General features: G+C 37.8%; 10 protein-coding genes. All 10 read left to right on the top strand.

Annotation, left to right across the window (positions count from 1 at the left end; genetic code table 11):
- The first annotated feature begins 501 nt into the window (after positions 1 to 501).
- The 10 genes from AAC073_RS14225 to AAC073_RS14180 all read left to right on the top strand — a co-directional run bounded on the left by AAC073_RS14225 (position 502) and on the right by AAC073_RS14180 (position 18,413).
- The gene (locus tag AAC073_RS14225; RefSeq protein ID WP_339924449.1) at positions 502 to 3,408 is read left to right on the top strand and encodes a SusC/RagA family TonB-linked outer membrane protein; all 2,907 of its coding nucleotides are present in this window, start codon (positions 502 to 504) and stop codon (positions 3,406 to 3,408) included.
- An 11-nt stretch (positions 3,409 to 3,419) separates the two neighbouring features.
- Complete coding sequence (locus AAC073_RS14220; RefSeq protein WP_339924448.1) at positions 3,420 to 5,021, top strand: RagB/SusD family nutrient uptake outer membrane protein; 1,602 nt, start codon at positions 3,420 to 3,422, stop codon at positions 5,019 to 5,021.
- 188 nt (positions 5,022 to 5,209) lie between these two features.
- The gene (locus AAC073_RS14215) at positions 5,210 to 5,617 is read left to right on the top strand and encodes a GNAT family N-acetyltransferase (protein WP_339924447.1); all 408 of its coding nucleotides are present in this window, start codon (positions 5,210 to 5,212) and stop codon (positions 5,615 to 5,617) included.
- Between the two features lie 742 nt (positions 5,618 to 6,359).
- Entirely contained in the window at positions 6,360 to 9,494 is a 3,135-nt protein-coding gene (locus tag AAC073_RS14210) for a TonB-dependent receptor (protein WP_339924446.1), read from the top strand.
- Between the two features lie 18 nt (positions 9,495 to 9,512).
- Positions 9,513 to 11,069, top strand: coding sequence for a RagB/SusD family nutrient uptake outer membrane protein (locus tag AAC073_RS14205; RefSeq protein ID WP_339924445.1), 1,557 nt, complete (start codon positions 9,513 to 9,515; stop codon positions 11,067 to 11,069).
- A 628-nt stretch (positions 11,070 to 11,697) separates the two neighbouring features.
- Positions 11,698 to 12,510 carry a GDSL-type esterase/lipase family protein gene (locus tag AAC073_RS14200; RefSeq protein WP_339924444.1) on the top strand — a complete coding sequence of 271 codons (813 nt, stop codon included), beginning with the start codon at positions 11,698 to 11,700 and terminating at the stop codon, positions 12,508 to 12,510.
- A 79-nt stretch (positions 12,511 to 12,589) separates the two neighbouring features.
- Positions 12,590 to 13,495 carry an alpha/beta hydrolase gene (locus tag AAC073_RS14195; RefSeq protein ID WP_339924443.1) on the top strand — a complete coding sequence of 302 codons (906 nt, stop codon included), beginning with the start codon at positions 12,590 to 12,592 and terminating at the stop codon, positions 13,493 to 13,495.
- Between the two features lie 2 nt (positions 13,496 to 13,497).
- Positions 13,498 to 15,849: a peptide-binding protein gene (locus tag AAC073_RS14190; RefSeq protein ID WP_339924442.1), complete on the top strand. Its 2,352-nt coding sequence runs from the start codon at positions 13,498 to 13,500 to the stop codon at positions 15,847 to 15,849.
- Between the two features lie 233 nt (positions 15,850 to 16,082).
- Complete coding sequence (locus AAC073_RS14185; RefSeq protein ID WP_339924441.1) at positions 16,083 to 17,579, top strand: IMP dehydrogenase; 1,497 nt, start codon at positions 16,083 to 16,085, stop codon at positions 17,577 to 17,579.
- Between the two features lie 141 nt (positions 17,580 to 17,720).
- Positions 17,721 to 18,413: a hypothetical protein gene (locus tag AAC073_RS14180; RefSeq protein ID WP_339924440.1), complete on the top strand. Its 693-nt coding sequence runs from the start codon at positions 17,721 to 17,723 to the stop codon at positions 18,411 to 18,413.
- The last annotated feature ends 56 nt before the right edge of the window (positions 18,414 to 18,469 follow it).

The raw sequence follows: 18,469 nt of genomic DNA, 5'->3' as shown, positions 1-18,469 counted from the left end.
CATGAACGGTATGTTTAATCTATGGATTCTCCACATTTGGAATTGATATTTTTTACCAATGTTAGAGAAATAGTGAGTTTATTTTTTTAGGACTCAAAACTAAAACTTACCTAAGAAGTTGATTTTCAGCAAATGATGCGGTTCTTTTTCTATTAAATACATTTGTATTTCTATTCTATATGTTATTAAAAAGATGCTTATTTACATGAAATATTATATTTCGTATAATTATTATGACTGGATTTTTACTCTTTTTATTTCTTTCTATATTTAATTTATTATTTAAATAAATTTAAAATGTTTGCCTTAATTGGTAAATATTTATAATAATTTTTAAGAAAGGAGGTAAAATATGAGTTGATGTAGTTTTAATTATCAATATTATTGATTATTCGAGTCCTTTATTTTTGAGGTTCGGAATTATGTTTAAGTAAAAAATTATAAAAAATTATAAAAAATTACTGATTGACCTAAAAATTTACTAAAAATTAAAATTTAAACATGTTAAAAAATAAAATTATTCTACTATTATTAATAGTGTTACCTGCTTTGTCTGTTTTGGGCCAGCAGAGGACTATTACCGGAGTGGTATCCGATGAGACAGGGGAACCCATTCCCTCAGTCTTGGTGCTTATAAAAGGTTCCACTGCAGGAACCACCACAGATCTTGATGGGTCTTATAGCATTTCTGTTTCAGGCGAGGTTACTTTGATTTTCAATATGATTGGGTTCGCAGGGCAAGAGATTAGCACTAAAGGAACCAATACTATAGATGTTTCTCTTAAAGAGTCAAGTGTGGATTTAAATGAAGTGGTTGTAGTTGGTTTTAGTGAAGTTGAGAGGCAACACTTGGCGTCATCAGTAGAGCAACTGGATATGGACCTTGTAAAAAGCAGGCCTATATTTAAACTGGAGGAAGCTTTTAGCGGAACCATTCCTGGTGTTACCTTAATGCAGGGAAACAATCTGCCGGGAAGCGTACCAGGGTCCATTTCAATAAGGGGAATTAGTACTTTACAAAATGCTGGTCCATTGGTTATTATTGATGGAATGGAACAATCTCTTACTGATATTGATCCTAATCAAGTTAAAAATATAACCGTATTAAAGGATGCTGCATCTGCTGCACTATATGGGTCAAGAGGAGCAAATGGTGTTATCATCATAGAGACTGACAGGGGTACAACTGGACAGTTTAAAGTTAATCTTCATTCTTGGGCAGCCCTTCATAACCCAATAGATCTTCCCAATTTTGTTGGTGCTACAGACTATATGAAATTGAATAATGAAGCGAGAAGCCACCAAGGCCAGTCACTTTTATTCTCTGATGAAGATATTGCAGCTTCTGAGAGTGGTAACTATTCGAATGTCAATTGGTTGGATCAAGTAATGCAACGTCAGTCCTATTCTCACAATACATCTGCTAGTATTTCTGGTGGAGGCGGAGTGGGTACTTTCAATTTGATGCTCGGTTACATAGATGAGAACGGAATGAATGAATTGGAAGGCTCCAATAAATTTTCGGCACGTTTTAATACCAATATAAATATTGCTGATAAATTTGTATTGTTAGCAGATTTTTACGCGCATAGGTTACAAGTAGATAGGCTTCAGGCCAATAATGACGGTCACGGCCTTTATCAGCTTGCTTGGAGAATGAATCCAACTCAACCTATTTTTTATGATTCGGATTTAGAAGATAATTATATTCTTCACAATAACATTAATCCTGTTGCCTCTATTGAACATGGTGGGTCATGGAATGCTTTGCATGATAGAAGCACAATTAACCTTAGACCCAAATATTTTATTAACAAAAACCTTAGTGTAGAAGGTAATGTTTCTTACATGATTAATAAGTCAGCAAATAAATACAAAAGGTTGACCTATAAGTTTTTTGATGGAGACGGTAAACCGGTCAATATATGGAGTAATTCAGTAGGTGCTAGTCAGGGGGTTAGTCAAAGTCAGGTGACCGCCAGGGCTCTTATTAATTATGAGAAAGAATTGAGAGAAGGTGCAGATAAGATTTATTTGCTAGGAGGTGTAGAAATAATGAACAATACCTATACAGACTATAGAGAGTTTTCTAAGTCCTCTTTTTTCGCTAAACTAAATTACTCATTGGACAACAGATACCTTATTGAGGCTACTGCTAGGGGTGATGGGTCTAGTAAGTTTGCACCTGGAAATAAATGGGGATTTTTCCCTTCCGGTGCCTTTGCATGGAACGTTCACAATGAATCCTTCATGAGTGGTCTTGTGGGGTCTGGTTTGATAAATAATTTGAAATTCAGAGCTTCCTATGGTCTTATAGGAAATGAGAATGTTGATCCTTATTTATGGCAAGAAGTTGTAAATACTTGGGGGTGGACCATGAGAGTTCCTAATCCTGATTTTAGTTGGGAAAAGCAACGTCAATCAAATTTTGGTTTGGATTTAACCACTTTCAAAAACAAGCTAAACTTTACAGCTGAATACTATCACAAATTTTCTTATGATTTAATTTATTCAAATTTCCCAGTTCCCCCATTGACAGGCTCTTACTATCTTACTTCTTCGGTAAATATTGGAGAGGTTGAAAACAAAGGTTGGGAGTTCTCAGCGAATTATTCGGATAAGGTAGGAGAGGTAGATTATAGTGTAGGTGGAATTTTATTTGACAATCAAAACCGAGTTTTGAAAGCTGGATATAATCGTTCTGACACCCTTATCTTCAAGGACAACCAAGATAAAATATGGTATGAAGGAATAGCCATTGATAATTATTTCGGATATGAAAGTGATGGTTTCTTCCAGTCTTGGGAAGAGGTAGATGGAACAGAAGCCAAATTGCCAAACACTTACCCCGGCGATATCAAATATTCTGATAGAAATGGAGATGGTGTAATAAACGATCAAGACAAAGTAAATCTAGGAGATCCATTTCCTCATATGAACTATTCAATAAATTTCAATTTGAGATTTCGAAGATGGGATTTTAATTTCTTAGGTCAAGGCGTAGGAAAAAGATTAGGAAGGCTCAATGGACAAGAAGGATATCCAGTATTGATGGATGGTGTTAATAATAACCTTGGAGCCCCTAGTGAATTTTATATGAACAATAGGTGGACACCAGATAATCCTAATAGTAGATTCCCTAGAGTCTGGACAGGTACCAGTCCAAATGCAGTGCTCAGTGATGTTTGGCTTAGTAACGCAGCCTTCTTTAGGGTGAAAATGCTGCAACTAGGATATACTATACCAAAAATTGGACGCAATATTAAAAGCGTAAGGATTTACTTTAATGCTCAGGATGCTATTACCATTACAAAATGGGAAGGTTTAGAACCTGAACGTGATGGAGGAAATGGTAATTACCCTAGAATGGCTACATTTAGTTTGGGAGTAAAAGCCACTATAAATTAAGAAGGAAAACCATGAGAAAATTAATAATAATTATAGGATTTATAGGGTTCAGTTTGTCAGGCTGTGTAGAATTTCTCGACAAAACTGACCCAACAGCAACCTCCTTTGTTGAATTCTTTAATGATGAGGAAGATTTACGAAGGGTGGTTTATAGCAGCTACTTGGATGTATTTACGCATCCAAGTTCGCATCAGAATTTATTTTATATGGAAGAAGGTAAATCTGATAACGCATACAGCAGGGTAGATGGTCACCATCACCAAAGAATTGCAAACGGTAATATCAATAGTACCTCTTCTGCATTTCTTTTTTACTATGAATTGCAAATGAAGCATTTAGGAAGGTTGAATACCTTTGTTGACAATGCTGACATACCCTATGTGGAAGATGAATCCGTTCGTACTAAGTACAAGGCGATTTTGGAGGCACTTAGGGTATGGCATTATTTTAAGCTGACTTTCAGGTGGGGTGATGTTCCTTTTCATTTACAACCTGCGGATTTAGTAGATGCATTACAGCCAACTACTCCGAAAGAAGAAATTCTGGGTCAACTTTTCCCCTTGGCTGATGACATCGCTTCTCGTTTACCTGCTGATGAGTATACTTCAGATAAATACATGTTCAACAAATACTCATTTAAGGCTTTGACGATGAGGTACGCCTTGTATAATGGTCGCTATGAATTGGCAGCAAAGTTGGCCAAGGAAATAATGGACAGTGAAAAGTATTCCTTGTATTCAAATTATGAAGAGCTTTTTCAATATGAAGGAGCATCAACTAACAATGAATTTATCATGCACTTTGATATGCAAAGCCATAACAATAGTGCTACCAATTCATTTCGTGATTTAGGACCTCATTACCGTACTGGTAATGGTCAATCTTACGTGGTACCTTTGAAATCATTAGTAGACTCATATTGGACCCTTCAAGGTAGGGCTATATCAAACTGCCCTTTACACACCGAAGAAGAGTATTTGCTTAATCCTAACTTAAACAGGGATCCTAGATATGAATCTAGTATAATGGGGCAAGGTGATACCTTTTATGGGGAGCAAATTGATATTTACAATACCAATAATCCTATGTATTTTGAAAATCAGAGAGCGAGCAAATCCGGTTTTTGGTTTAAGAAATTTGTTTCCGAAGCAGATGCATTTAGATCAGGAGGCAATTTTGATTTTGGATTATTGCGTTATGCCGAAGTCTTGTTAACCTATGCTGAAGCAAAAATCATGATGGATGATATTGATGCACTTGCCTTAGAAAGTATAAATTTGGTAAGGGAAAGAGCAGGTTTAGACATGTCAATTGCAGACGTAACGGGAAGTGAATACAGTAATTTAAGCCAAGAGGATTGGATCAATCTTATCAGAAATGAGAGAAGGGTTGAATTTGCAGGAGAAGGTTTAAGATATGAAGACATTATTCGATGGGGGATTGCAGAAGAAGTATTGAATCAACCCGCACTGGGGCACACTCGCATGGAAAATGGAGAGATGGTTTCACTAAAAATCGAAGATCGTTCTTTTCAATCTCATAATTACCGTTGGCCTTTTCATGAAAATAGCCTAAGAGTTGAGCCAGGATTGACTCAAAATCCAGGTTATTAAGAAATTGTCACATGTGATAAGTAAAAAAAGGTTCACTTAAAAAGTGAGCCTTTTTTTATTATAATTAGCGTCTCAAGCCTACCCTGAGCAAATAAGTATTAAAAAGTCAGCCTTATTTTTATAGCAATCTAAAACCAGTTAGCTTAGAGCTAAAAGCAAGTGAGTTGGGATTAAGTAAAAAAGCAAACATGAGCATTACTATTTCAGAAACGAGGGAAATTGATGTTGGACAAATTGTTGCCCTTTACAAAGCAAACAAATGGTCCGCTGCGGAAAAGCCCCATGAATTAAAAAATGCCTTGCTTAATTCTCATTCATTAATATCTGCTTGGGATAAGGAGAGTTTGATTGGGATAGGTAATGCAGTTTCCGATGGATATTTAGTTGTTTATTTTCCCCATTTATTGGTCCATCCCGATTATCAGGGGAAAGGTATCGGTAAAAGAATTGTTGCTAAATTTCAAGAAAAGTACAAAGACTTTCACATGCAAATTTTAACTGCTGATCATGAAGCCATTCCGTTTTATAAAAAAGTGGGTTTTGAGAAAGCAGGAGAAACAATGTCCATGTGGATATACAAAGGCAATGATCACTAAAATTATCTCTTTCTATTGAAAACCTGCTAAACGCACAAAAAAGGCTTAGGGTGAAACTGAAGACCTAATTCGATTGAAATATTATAGTCGCGTGGAAATAGCTGAAAAGAAGTCAATTTTAGAATCTTAATTAAAAAATATTTTTTACTGGTAATTTTCTTTTATTTTTTTGAATTTATAGGTATCATTATACCAACTTAAGGTAATAATCAATCCATTTTCCTTCTTTTTTATTAAAAGTGCAGAATTAATTGATGAATTAATCTTTGTTTTTGTTTATAAAAGGAATTTTATCTAATTTGATAAAGAACAGCTTCAATCAGTATAAATGATATAATACTTATACCAGGTATACAAAATGAATGAATTGTTTTATTATTTCTTTTAATAGACAAAAAATTCGTTCTTAATAGCGTTAATTCCATAAATTAAGGGTGAATTTGCTTGCATAGACCAACGATTAAATGAAACGGTAGAATTGGTTGAATAGCCATTTTATTGATTTCTACTCCCAATTGACCCAATAGACCAATTTATTACTTATACCTACCGGGTAAATGGGAAGTTTTCAATCCAATTTCAAAAAAAATAGCCATATGTAAAGAAAAAGCCAATAACGAAAAAGCCATCTATAAATAGATGGCCTTCACAAAAACGATAGACAAATGGGTAAGTTTCTCAGGTTCATCCATTTGATCTGATTTAATGCAATTCATAAAACAACACTAAAGCCTACAAAGTTATGAAAAAACGACTACTCTCGGGGTATCCGTCAATCAAAATATTGATATTCCTAATGGCTATTCAGCTATTTTACCCCAATATCCATAAAGGGCATGCGCATGCCCTTTATGAAGAAGTACCTAATGAAGAAGTACCTAGCTCCATTAATTCCTCTGAAAACAATGCCGTAAAACTGAATTTTATGGCAGATGTTACAGTAACAGGTACAGTAACAGATCAAAATGGTGAACCTATTCCAGGAGCAACCATTTCTTTGCCCGGAACGACTATCGGTACAGCTACTGATTTAGATGGCAAGTATTCTTTAACAGTACCGGAAGCCTCTGAATTGGTTTTTTCCTTTATTGGATTTGAAAGCCAGCAGATAAATATCGGTGACCGATCCATAATTAATGTTACCTTATTAGAATCAACTTCCTCTTTGGATGAAGTGGTTGTGGTAGGCTTTGGTACGCAGAAAAGAGCCAATGTTACTGGTGCTGTGAGTACCGTATCTGGTGAAGATCTGGCCAGAAGGCCCGTGGTCAATACTGCTGCAGCATTGCAGGGTACAACTCCAGGCCTTTCTATTCAAAACAACGGTGGTGCCCCTGGAGATGAAAGCACCAGTATCAGAATAAGAGGGGTAGGAACATTGAATAATTCCAATCCTTTGATTTTAGTAGACGGGGTGGAGCAATCGCTAAGTACAGTGGAGCCAAATAACATCGCTTCCATAACTGTGTTAAAAGATGCCGCCTCTTCAGCCATTTATGGTTCTAGGGCAGCTAATGGCGTAATATTGGTGACTACCAAAAGAGGTGAAGATGGTGCTGTCAAGATTACTTACAACAATTTTGTAGGATGGCAAAACCCCAACTTCTTTCCGGAACCAACAGATCCAGTAACCTGGATGAGGTTAGAAAATGAAGCCCAAGCCAATGTGGGGGCAAATCCAACTTACAGTGAAACCTATATTGAGAATGTGGCTGCAGGTACTAATCCTTTGCAATATCCTTTTGCGGATTATGAAGCTGGAATCTTTAATCGGAATGCGATGCAACAAAGGCACTCCATTTCCCTTTCCAGTGGTGGAAAATCCGGAAGAGTATTCGCCTCAGTCAATTATTCTGACACTGATGGTATTCTTCAAAACTTTAACAATAAGCAAGTAACCATGCGGATAAATTCCGACATGTATGCCACTGATAAGTTGACGATTAAAACCAACCTGATGTATAGGAATAGAGGCTTTAGTGGACCAGGATTTACGGGTCAGCGAATCACCCAAGCCTTATTGCATATCAATAGAAATATTGTGATGGAATACCCTGACGGTACATATGACTTGGTTTCTGGTCAATGGAATGCCCGTGCAATGGCTCAAGAGGGAGAAACCAGTAATGTAAGTGATGATGTTTTTGGTCAGTTAGGCTTCGCTTACACCATCAATGAAGCTTTATCTTTGGAAGGTAACGTTACGCTCAATACCGAGTCTACTGACGGTTTTGTGTTTCAAAATAGCTTGGCAGGGATGAGGAATTACTTGACAGGAGATTTGGTAAATGTTGGCGGTTGGTTTGCCACATCAGTGCTTACCGAAAGTCAGATGAATCAACGAGAATTAAGCCAGCGATTGTATTTGAATTATGACCAAACCTTTGGCAAACACAGTATCCAAGGAACTGTTGGTTATGAGGAAATTTACAATCGATACAAACAAATTTCTGCTTCCCGAGACAATTTCTATAGCAATGATTTACGGGATATCAGTGCAGGTGACATTCAAAACCAAACAACAAGTGGTTATTCCCAAGAGTGGAGGCTAAGGTCATTTTTTGGCAGGGCCAATTATAGTTTTGACGACAAATACATGTTTCAAGCCAATGTTAGGTATGATGGATCTTCAAGGTTTGGAGAAGGCAAACGATGGGGTATTTTCCCTTCCTTCTCAGCAGGCTGGAGAATATCAGAAGAAGACTTCCTTAGTGATGGAGATTTGTTTAGTGATTTAAGGCTTCGAGGCTCATGGGGTCAATTGGGTAACCAGAGTATTGGACTTTACAGGTACCTCAATACCTACAACTTGGGTACTGGCTACCAGTTTAACAATAACCTGGTTCCAGGTACAGCCATCACTAGCGCAGGTAATCCTGACATTACCTGGGAAACCACTACTATGTCTAATATTGGATTGGATATGGGCTTTATGGACGATAGGATTGAAGTAATCGCGGAGTATTTTTACAAATACACTGATGATATTTTGATAGAATTACCTATTCCTAGAACCATAGGCTACAACCCTCCAGTCCAAAATGCAGCCGCAGTTTCTAATAAAGGTTGGGAATTGGCCATCAATTACCATGGCTCTCCAGCCTCAGACAATGGGTTCGAGTATTCTGTAGGTTTGAATTTTTCAGATGTAGTAAGTAAAATTGAAGATTTAAAAGGTACAGGACCATTTTTCCCTGATAAATTTACAGTATGGACTGAAGGGGAATCAATCAATTCCCTGAGAGGTTTAAAATCTCCTGGGATTTATAAGACCCAAGAGGACTTAGACAATTATCCAGCGACCATTTTTCCTACAGTTACTATTGGAGACATTATATATGAGGATTTAAATGGGGATGGTGTTATTTCTCAATCTCTTTATCCTGCAGGCGATCAATACATCATGGGGAATGAAGACCCAAGATATGAGTTTGGTGTTCGGTTTAGTGCTTCTTATAAAGGATTTGATTTTTCTATGTTTTGGCAAGGAGTACTTCGTCAGCAACATTCTTTGGATGGTGCTTTGATGGAAGGTCCAAATTATACGAATTTTATTCCTACGACCATGGCTAGAGAAGCTTATCACCCTGAAAGAAATCCAAATGGCACCTGGCCAATGGTTAGATCCGGGAATTCAGCCAACCTAATGGAGTCAGATTTTTGGTTACAAAACACCAGTTATCTTAGGTTAAAGAATTTCCAATTGGGGTATACTATTCCTCAAAATCTTGTAGCCAACCTTAGGGTTTATATCTCCGGTGAAAACATGTTGACTTTTACAGAAACAGAGCTGTTCGATCCGGAAACACCTAGAGGAAGAAGTCAGTTCTTCCCACACAGCAAACTTTTCAGTGGTGGCATAAACGTCAGGTTTTAATCTAAAAAAGGAAAAGCGATGAAAATAATAAATAAAACAATAAAATACATAGGACTGTCTTATTTGGCTATTAGCTTATTCAGTTGTGATGATGGGCTGGATTTGGTGCCTCCCGGGCAGGTTTCAGAACTAATTTACTGGCAGCAAGAAAAGGATGCTAATCTGGCAGTAAATGGGATCTATACGGAGTTAGATGGTCAATTGATGGTGAAAGAATTAGATGGAGCGACGGATATTGGATTCCGAGCACCTTCCGGACCAGGTTCACTGCATGATGTGACTATGGGGTCTTTTGATCCAGTCAACGCGGCGATAGGATCTCAATGGGACAGGTATTACAGAGGCGTACAAAGGGCCAATAATGTGCTGGCAAATATTGACAGAATCGAGCAGGGTGACCAAGATTTACTGGCCAGGTACAAGGCAGAGGCAAGGTTTTTGCGCGCTTTCTTTTATACCCAATTAAGCAGTCTTTGGGGTGATGTGCCATTGATTTTAGAGCCACTGGAAATTACTGATCAAATCGGTAGAACAGCAAAGTCTGAAGTGGTTGATTTTGTCATTGCTGAACTGGATCAGATAATTCAGGGAAACCAGTTACCTATGAGTTATTCTCAGGAGGTAGGACGGGCTACTTTAGGTGCTGCCATGGCATTGAAAGCCAGGGTTGCCTACAGAAATGAGAGGTATACTGTTGCTAGAGATGCCTCCAAAGCTGTAATGGATTTAGGAATCTATGAACTCTATCCTGACTATGGAAAATTATTTAACTATGCGGGACAGAATTCTTCTGAAGTGATCTTTGATAGACAATATGCCGTAGGGGGCGATACTTACAATGCCTTTTCGTTTTCGGCGGCATCAATAGGCGGAGGGTCGGTTGTGGAACCCATTCATAACTTGTTTTTAAAATATGGGTACAAAGGACCTCAAAATCCCAACGATCCTTTTGAAAACATTGATCCAAGATGGAATTTCACGACTTATTATACCGGACAGCCAATTGGAACCACCACCTTTAACTCTTTACCGGACAGTCCAACCGCCGATAGGGTGAGGTCCTCTGAATTTTCCACAGTAAACGGCTACAACTTGAAGAAGTGGGTAGATTTTGAAGCTGATGGTAACAATCCAAACACTGGATCTATCAACATGATTTTGATACGTTACGCAGATGTGCTGCTAATGTATGCAGAGTCTAAAATCGAATTGAATGAAATTGACGATTCAGTCTATGAAGCGATCAATATGGTAAGAGGAAGACCAACAGTAGAAATGCCTCCAATAGAAACAGGTAAAACCCAAGAGGAGTTTAGAGCAATCATCAGGGATGAAAGAGCGGTTGAGTTGGCTTTTGAGGGATTACGTTTGTATGACATGAACAGGTGGAAGATCGGGGAGGACAAGATAGGTACCGTTGAGGGGCTTTATTACCTCAATACCAATAGTGGTCAGTGGGAAACCATTACCAGTGGTTTGACCAGGACCTTTAGACCTGAACGGGATTATTTATGGCCTATCCCTCAAGCAGAGATTGATATCAATGATAACATCACGCAAAATCCTAATTATTAAGGATATGCTGCATTTGTCAAAGTGAGAACTTTGATTTAACGTTGAATAAAGCCCCACAAACGAGTTGTTTGTGGGGCTTTTTATGTATTTCAAAAGCTTTGGCGTTAGGTGGATGAGTTAATTTTTAAGAAATGGCAGGGTGAATGTTATAGATGGGAATAGGGCAGTTTGAACCTTATTCCCTCTGTTCATTTTTGTCTTGACACAAAAACGAACCAAAAAAGTCAAGGCTGTCAAATCTTATTTCAAATGATTGGGCTCTTATATCCTATTTTAGGAGAAGCATGTTGTGAATTTTTATTTCCAATTGGTAAAACGAATGTGTAGGATTGAAGTAAAATACCAAAACATCAGGTCTTTGGTGATTTTTTCCCTTTGAGAAATTGAAACAAACCACCGCATAATTCCCTAATTAAAAGCACTAATCCGGTAAAATTATAATAACTCTGGCATCCGCTTGAATGCCGTCCCAATACTATGTGTAAGGCCCTAAAAGTCTAAGTTTCGCCCTTTTTCGTAAGCTACTAAACAATTCTAATGGGTTATTGGCTAAAATAACCAAGTTTGAAGGCAATATCCAGCATTTTTTATAGCTAACTTGTCTCTACTATTAAAATCTCATTAAAAAATGAAGTCAATAACAAAGCTCCTTTATCTTGCCCTCTTTTCCTTTTGCATTTTAAGCTGCAAATTGCAAAAGAAGCAAGAAATCCAAGCGGTCGAAAAACCTAGCAATACAGCCATAATACCAGTTCCAAAACTTGAAGATGACAGTTACGATTGGATGGTGCGCCATAATGATATTCTTGAGGTAAAAGATTCATTGGACCCGGAAATTGTTATAATAGGAAATTCCATCACTCATTTTTGGGGAGGCGATTACCCCCCACTGAAATATGCCGATGGAAGATCAAGAATATCCAATGGCCCAAATTCATGGCAGGAAACATTTAAGAACCATAGGGTTTTGAATTTAGGTTTTGGCTGGGACCGTACTCAAAATGTGCTCTGGCGTTTGAACAATGGGGAACTTGATGGGCTTGATCCCAAATTGGTGATTGTCCATATTGGCACTAACAATACCAGCGAAACAAAAAATGCTCGTATGAATACAGCTGCAGAAATAGTTGAAGGAATCGCTGCCATTTATATCAGTGTTAGGTCTAAAGTCCCGAACGCACAAATTGTATTGATGGAAATAATGCCACGGGAAGAAATGCCTGATAACCCACGCAGGATTTTAATCAACAAAACCAACCACTTACTAAAGCAATATGCTGCTGAGAATGAAATTATTTTGCTAGACCTTGCTTTCAAAATGCTGAGCTCAGATGGTCTTCTTACGAAAAAGATTACTCCTGATTTCTGCCATCCAAGCGATGTTGGATATCAAATTTGGGGCGAGGCATTACGCCCATATATTGAAAGAATTGAAGATTGAAATTTAAAATTTTCATGTGAAATATTTAAAAGTTCATCTTTTCCGAAGAAATAAAAATTTAAGAATTAATTCCAAATCCATGAAAGCCATTACTTTAATGCTATTTCTGATTGTTTCAATTCAGTTGGAAGCACAACAAATAGTAGACCTTTACCCAAATGCCATTCCTAACAGCAAACCTTACTCGATGATAGAAGAAGTCATTGAGAAAAATGGGCAAGTCTCTTGGATTAAAAAGGTTTCTAAACCAACATTGACAATCTATCAACCTGAAAAAGAAATGGCCACTGGTGCAGCCGTAATCATATGCCCTGGTGGTGGGTATTCAGGAGAAAGTTACCTAAAGGAAGGGACCCAAATTGCTGAAGCATTTGTAAAAAAAGGGATTGCAGCATTCATCCTGAAATATCGCCTGCCAAGCGATTCAATCATGATTGATAAATCAATAGGACCTATACAAGATGCCCAACAGGCAATTAAAACAGTGCGTCAACATGCTTCAGAGTGGGGTCTGGATGCTTATAAAATTGGGATAATTGGTTTCTCAGCAGGAGGACATTTAGCGGCTACGGCCGGAACACATTTTAATAAATCTTACATCCCAAATGATGAAAAGATAAGTTTAAAGCCCGATTTTATGATGCTGATTTATCCGGTAATTAGTATGAAAGATGAATTAGCCCATTTAGGGTCCCGTCAAAATTTGCTTGGTAAGGACGCCTCTGAAGAACAAAAGTTGTTGTTTTCAAATGAATTGCATATTGATCAAAATACGCCACCAACCTGGTTAACCCATGCAGGAGACGACAATGTGGTGACAGTGGAGAACAGTATCCGCTTTTACCAGGAATTAATAAGAAATCAAGTTCCTGCAGAAATGCACCTTTATCCTAAAGGAAACCATGGATTTGTGTTGAGTTCACCTGCAGATGAATGGATGCAGCCGCTCTTTAGTTGGATGAATAAAAGTGGTATCGTTAAATGAAAATGAAAAGAGCGTTACTAATATTAGCAACATTTGTACTTATAAGTTGCGACACAAAAGAGCTAGCCATTTATGTGAGTTCTAATGGTGATAATGAGAATGCCGGCACGAAAGAAATGCCGATTCAAACCATTGAAAAAGCCTTGGAAGAGGCGATTAAGATCAGGGAAAGTAGCAGTGAACCCATTACCATCCATTTGAAGAAAGGAGAATATCATTTATCAACTCCTTTGGTAATTCCCCCAGAACTAAGCAATATCGCTATTATTGGAGAAGGTACTGACAAAGTAAGTGTTAAAGGTTCAATGGTTTTGAATACAAACTGGAAACCATTCGATGAAAACATTTGGATTACTGAAGTTGGAGAAGACCTTGTTTTTGACCAGCTGTATATCGATGGGGAAGAACAGATTTTGGCCAGGTATCCTAATTTTGATGAAAATGGAGGTGCCTGGCAAGGGCATGCCGGAGATGCCATAGCAAAGGAACGTGTTGCGACCTGGAAGAATCCTGTTGGAGGTTTTGTACATGCCATGCACAGTGGGCGATGGGGTGGTTTTCATTATGAGATAAGTGGGGTTGATTCATTAGGAGCGCTTACCCTTATTGGTGGCCATCAAAATAATAGACCTTCACCCATGCACCCTGAACTAAGGATGGTAGAAAACATTTTTGAGGAGTTGGACAGCGAAGGAGAATGGTATTTCGATAAACAGGAAAAACTACTATACTTGTGGGCCAAAAATGAAGCTAATTTAATTAATTCAAACACTGAAGTATCTGTATTAAAGCATCTTATAGAGGTGATAGGAAGACCTGAAAATCCTGTTAAAAATGTCAAAATTGAAGGGATACGTTTTGAGCATACTATGCGGACATTTATGGAGCAATATAATAAGTTGCTCCGTAGCGATTGGACAATATACAGAGGAGGGTCAATATTACTTAGTGGAACAGAGGCCATATCTATTAAAAATTGTGAATTCACTAATTTAGGAGGAAATGCGATTTTCGTCAATGGATACAATAGAAATTCAGCAATTATTGGCAACCATATTCATAATGTTGGCGCAACAGCCATCAGTTTTGTAGGAGATTCCACTGCTGTGCGCTCACCTTCTTATCAATATAGCGAATTTGTACCAGTAGCGGCAATGGATACTGTTCGGGGCCCAGCCAATGATCTGTATCCGGCAGATTGTAAAGTAGCGAACAACCTGATTTATAAAGTTGGACGCATTGAAAAACAAGTGGCTGGAATTCAGCTCTCTACGGCCATGAATATTCATGCCAAAAACAATAGTATTTATGATGTTCCTCGGGCAGGAATCAATGTAAGTGAAGGTACCTGGGGAGGGCACCTTATTGAAAATAACGATGTATTTAATACCGTGTTGGAAACTGGAGACCATGGGGCTTTTAATTCCTGGGGTAGAGACCGCTTCTGGCATCCAAATAGGAAAGTGATAGACAGTTTGGTCCAGGCGAACCCTGAAATGCCCTATTGGGATGCCATTCACACAACCATTATCCGAAACAATCGTTTTCGTTGTGACCATGGTTGGGACATTGATCTTGATGATGGGTCATCCAACTACCATATTTATAATAATTTATGCTTAAATGGAGGTATCAAACTTCGGGAAGGTTTTGACAGGGTAGTTGAAAACAATATAATGATAAACAACGGTTTTCATCCCCATGTTTGGTTTGCCAATAGTCAAGATGTTTTTAGAAAGAACATTACCATGACCAAACATTTTCCAATACGCCTTACGGGTTGGGGTAAGGAAGTAGATTACAACTTATTTCCTGATGCTGTTTCATTGGCTTTGGCCCAGGAAAACAATACTGATGCCCACAGTCTTTATGGAGATCCCAAGTTTGTCTCTCCTGAAACAGGTGATTTTACAGTTGCAGAGAATTCACCCGTACTTCAATTGGGATTTAAAAATTTCCCAATGGACAATTTTGGGGTTCAAAAAGCTGAATTAAAAGCCATTGCAAAGCAACCTTATATTCCGGAATTAAATGCCCCTTATTCTCAAAATGAAAGCAACAGTATTACAAATTGGCTTGGAGGGACACTTAAAAACGTGGAGACCCTTGCAGAACAATCCGCATCAGGTTTGCACAGCATGGCTGGAGTGATTGTTTTAGACGTAAAAGACAAAAGTAAATTAGCCATGTCAGGAATAACAGAAGGAGATGTTGTCGTTGGGGTTGAAGGTGAAAAAATAAAAAACATTGCAGAACTGTTCATAAAATATCGGGAAAATTTATGGCATGGATATTTGAAATTAAGCATTGTCCGTAATCAGAAAGAGCGTGAAATAAGGGTTAATTTGCAATGATTTGCATGATTATAGCTACATATTTGGTAATATTGTATAAAAATAATTGCCAAGAAAACTTTTAATACAAGGGTTTTATCCGGCTCAATTGTTAGTGGTTTATCAGGCTAGTCAACGCTTGTTCTTAGTTATTGGGTGCAAGGCAAATGCTGACTTCAAGTAAAGAATAAATATAAATTTGGCCCGTCTAACAGAATTATTCTCTAATTTTGCAAAATTTTATTTGAAAAAATATGGCAAATATAATAAATGAAATTTCAAGGACTTTTAGCGAGTACTTGATATTACCAGGCTTAACAAAAAAGTCAAACACCCCAGACAACGTAAATCTAAAGACACCTTTAGTTAAATATAAAAAAGGGGAGGTCCCTAGAATCTCTCTAAATATTCCCTTTGTCTCTGCCATCATGCAATCCGTTTCTGACAATGGACTTGCAATTGCTTTGGCAAAAGAAGGAGGTTTATCATTTATTTTTGGTTCTCAGTCGATTGAGGAACAAGTTAAAATGGTAATGATAGTAAAGAAATACAAAGCTGGATTTGTAGAAAGCAGGGCCAATTTAACACCTGAACATACTTTAAAAGATGTACTGGACTTGAAAAAGAAAACGAGTTTTTCAACTGTTGGAGTCACAGATGATGGTTCGTCTTTTGGTAAACTTTTAGGATTAATTACAAGTCGGGATTATAGGGTTAGTAAGGATAATCTTGATAAGAAGGTTAAGGATTTTATGACACCCTTATCCAATTTGATAACTGCTCAAGATGGAATCACTTTAAACGATGCCAATGATACCATTTGGGAACATAAATTGAACAATTTGCCAATTATCGATAAGAATGGTAAATTAAAATATTTTGTGTTTCGCAAAGATTATGACAGTCATAAAGACCACCCAAACGAACTATCTGATGATAAGAAAAGATTAGTCGTTGGTGCGGGGATCAACACAAGAGACTATGAGGAAAGGGTGCCTGCTTTGGTAGAAGCTGGTGTAGATGTATTGTGCATCGACTCTTCAGATGGCTTTTCAGAATGGCAAAAAGAAACCATTGCTTATGTTAAGAAAAAGTACGACAATAACGTTTTAATTGGTGCAGGGAATGTAGTCGACAAAGATGGTTTCCTTTATTTGGCCAAAGCTGGAGCCGATTTTGTTAAAGTTGGTGTTGGTGGTGGTTCTATCTGTATTACCAGGGAACAAAAAGGAATTGGTAGAGGACAAGCAACTGCGCTTATTGACGTCGCCAAAGCCAGAGATGAATACTTTATAGAAAGTGGAGAATACATTCCCATCTGTTCAGATGGAGGAATTGTTCAGGATTATCACATCACATTGGCCCTAGCAATGGGTGCGGATTTTTTAATGATGGGTAGGTATTTTGCCCGTTTCGATGAAAGTCCGACCAGAAAACTGCTTGTGGGAGGAAACTATGTTAAAGAATACTGGGGCGAGGGTTCTAATAGAGCAAGAAATTGGCAGCGGTATGATATGGGAGGAAAGGACAATTTGAAATTTGAAGAAGGCGTAGACAGTTATGTCCCCTATGCCGGTAAACTCAAAGACAATCTAGACCAAACGATCGGAAAAACGAAATCAACGATGTGTAGTTGTGGTTTATCCTCAATTAAGGAGTTACAATCCGATGCCAAGTTGACGTTGGTATCCTCTACGAGTATCATCGAAGGTGGGGCGCATGATGTCATTGTAAAAGATGGTAAAAATTGAGGACCTATAAAAATCCTTATAATAGGTGGAATAAGCACCATCATGCATATTAAATTCAGGTGTGACAGATTGTTTCTCCTTCTAAAATTGGCTACTATTGTATAACCATCATTTTGGCATCTAAGCCAAAAGGAAATAGCAATGGAAAGTCTACCCTTGTACATTAGCCTGCTGTTTGGGCTTATAGTAATTGGCACTATAGCTTGGTTTTATTATGTAACTCAATCCAAAAATTTTCTCCTCATTGGTATTGGATGGACGTTTTTACAAGGTATTCTAGGTCAAAGTGAAATTTATCGATATACCGAAGCCATACCGCCAAGAATTATGCTTTTCGGTGTTTTTCCTCCATTGGTCCTTGTGGGGTTCACCTTTTTGACAAAAAGAGGTAAGGCATTTATTGAGCAGATTGACCTGGAGAAACTGACTTATTTTCACAGCATACGCGTACCCGTTGAAGTTGTTCTTGCCCTGCTTTATTATCAAGGTGTCGTATCTGTTTACATGACATTTGAAGGAACAAACTTTGATTTGTTTTCAGGTATAACTGCACCCCTTGTGGCCTATTTATCGTTTAGAACAGCCCAAAAAAACAAAATGCTGTTGTTGGGATGGAACATTCTTTGCCTCTTACTTTTATTGAACGTGGTAATAACGGCAGTATTGGCATTTCCAACTCCCTTTCAGCAGTTGGCATTTAACCAACCTAATATTGCTGTATTGTATTTTCCATTTAATTTGTTGCCAACAGTTGTCGTCCCGACAGTGTTTTTTGGTCATTTGTTGGCCATTAGACAATTGACCATTAACAAGGTAAAAAAAGAGCGAATATAAACAAGAAAGTGGACTGATAGCGCCTTTAGGAGTGGCTATGCTATTGAACGAAAGGT

It is taken from the genome of uncultured Cyclobacterium sp. (assembly GCF_963977555.1).
GTDB lineage: Bacteria > Bacteroidota > Bacteroidia > Cytophagales > Cyclobacteriaceae > Cyclobacterium.
This window is presented reverse-complemented; position numbering and strand designations above follow the sequence as displayed.

What these genes read in the sequence shown, in the direction of transcription:
- AAC073_RS14185 (WP_339924441.1), top strand. Translation starts at nt 16,083, where the DNA reads ATGGCAAATATAATAAATGAAATTTCAAGGACTTTTAGCGAGTACTTG.
- AAC073_RS14190 (WP_339924442.1), top strand. Translation starts at nt 13,498, where the DNA reads ATGAAAAGAGCGTTACTAATATTAGCAACATTTGTACTTATAAGTTGC.
- AAC073_RS14220 (WP_339924448.1), top strand. Translation starts at nt 3,420, where the DNA reads ATGAGAAAATTAATAATAATTATAGGATTTATAGGGTTCAGTTTGTCA.
- AAC073_RS14225 (WP_339924449.1), top strand. Translation starts at nt 502, where the DNA reads ATGTTAAAAAATAAAATTATTCTACTATTATTAATAGTGTTACCTGCT.
- AAC073_RS14180 (WP_339924440.1), top strand. Translation starts at nt 17,721, where the DNA reads ATGGAAAGTCTACCCTTGTACATTAGCCTGCTGTTTGGGCTTATAGTA.
- AAC073_RS14200 (WP_339924444.1), top strand. Translation starts at nt 11,698, where the DNA reads ATGAAGTCAATAACAAAGCTCCTTTATCTTGCCCTCTTTTCCTTTTGC.
- AAC073_RS14215 (WP_339924447.1), top strand. Translation starts at nt 5,210, where the DNA reads ATGAGCATTACTATTTCAGAAACGAGGGAAATTGATGTTGGACAAATT.
- AAC073_RS14195 (WP_339924443.1), top strand. Translation starts at nt 12,590, where the DNA reads ATGAAAGCCATTACTTTAATGCTATTTCTGATTGTTTCAATTCAGTTG.
- AAC073_RS14205 (WP_339924445.1), top strand. Translation starts at nt 9,513, where the DNA reads ATGAAAATAATAAATAAAACAATAAAATACATAGGACTGTCTTATTTG.
- AAC073_RS14210 (WP_339924446.1), top strand. Translation starts at nt 6,360, where the DNA reads ATGAAAAAACGACTACTCTCGGGGTATCCGTCAATCAAAATATTGATA.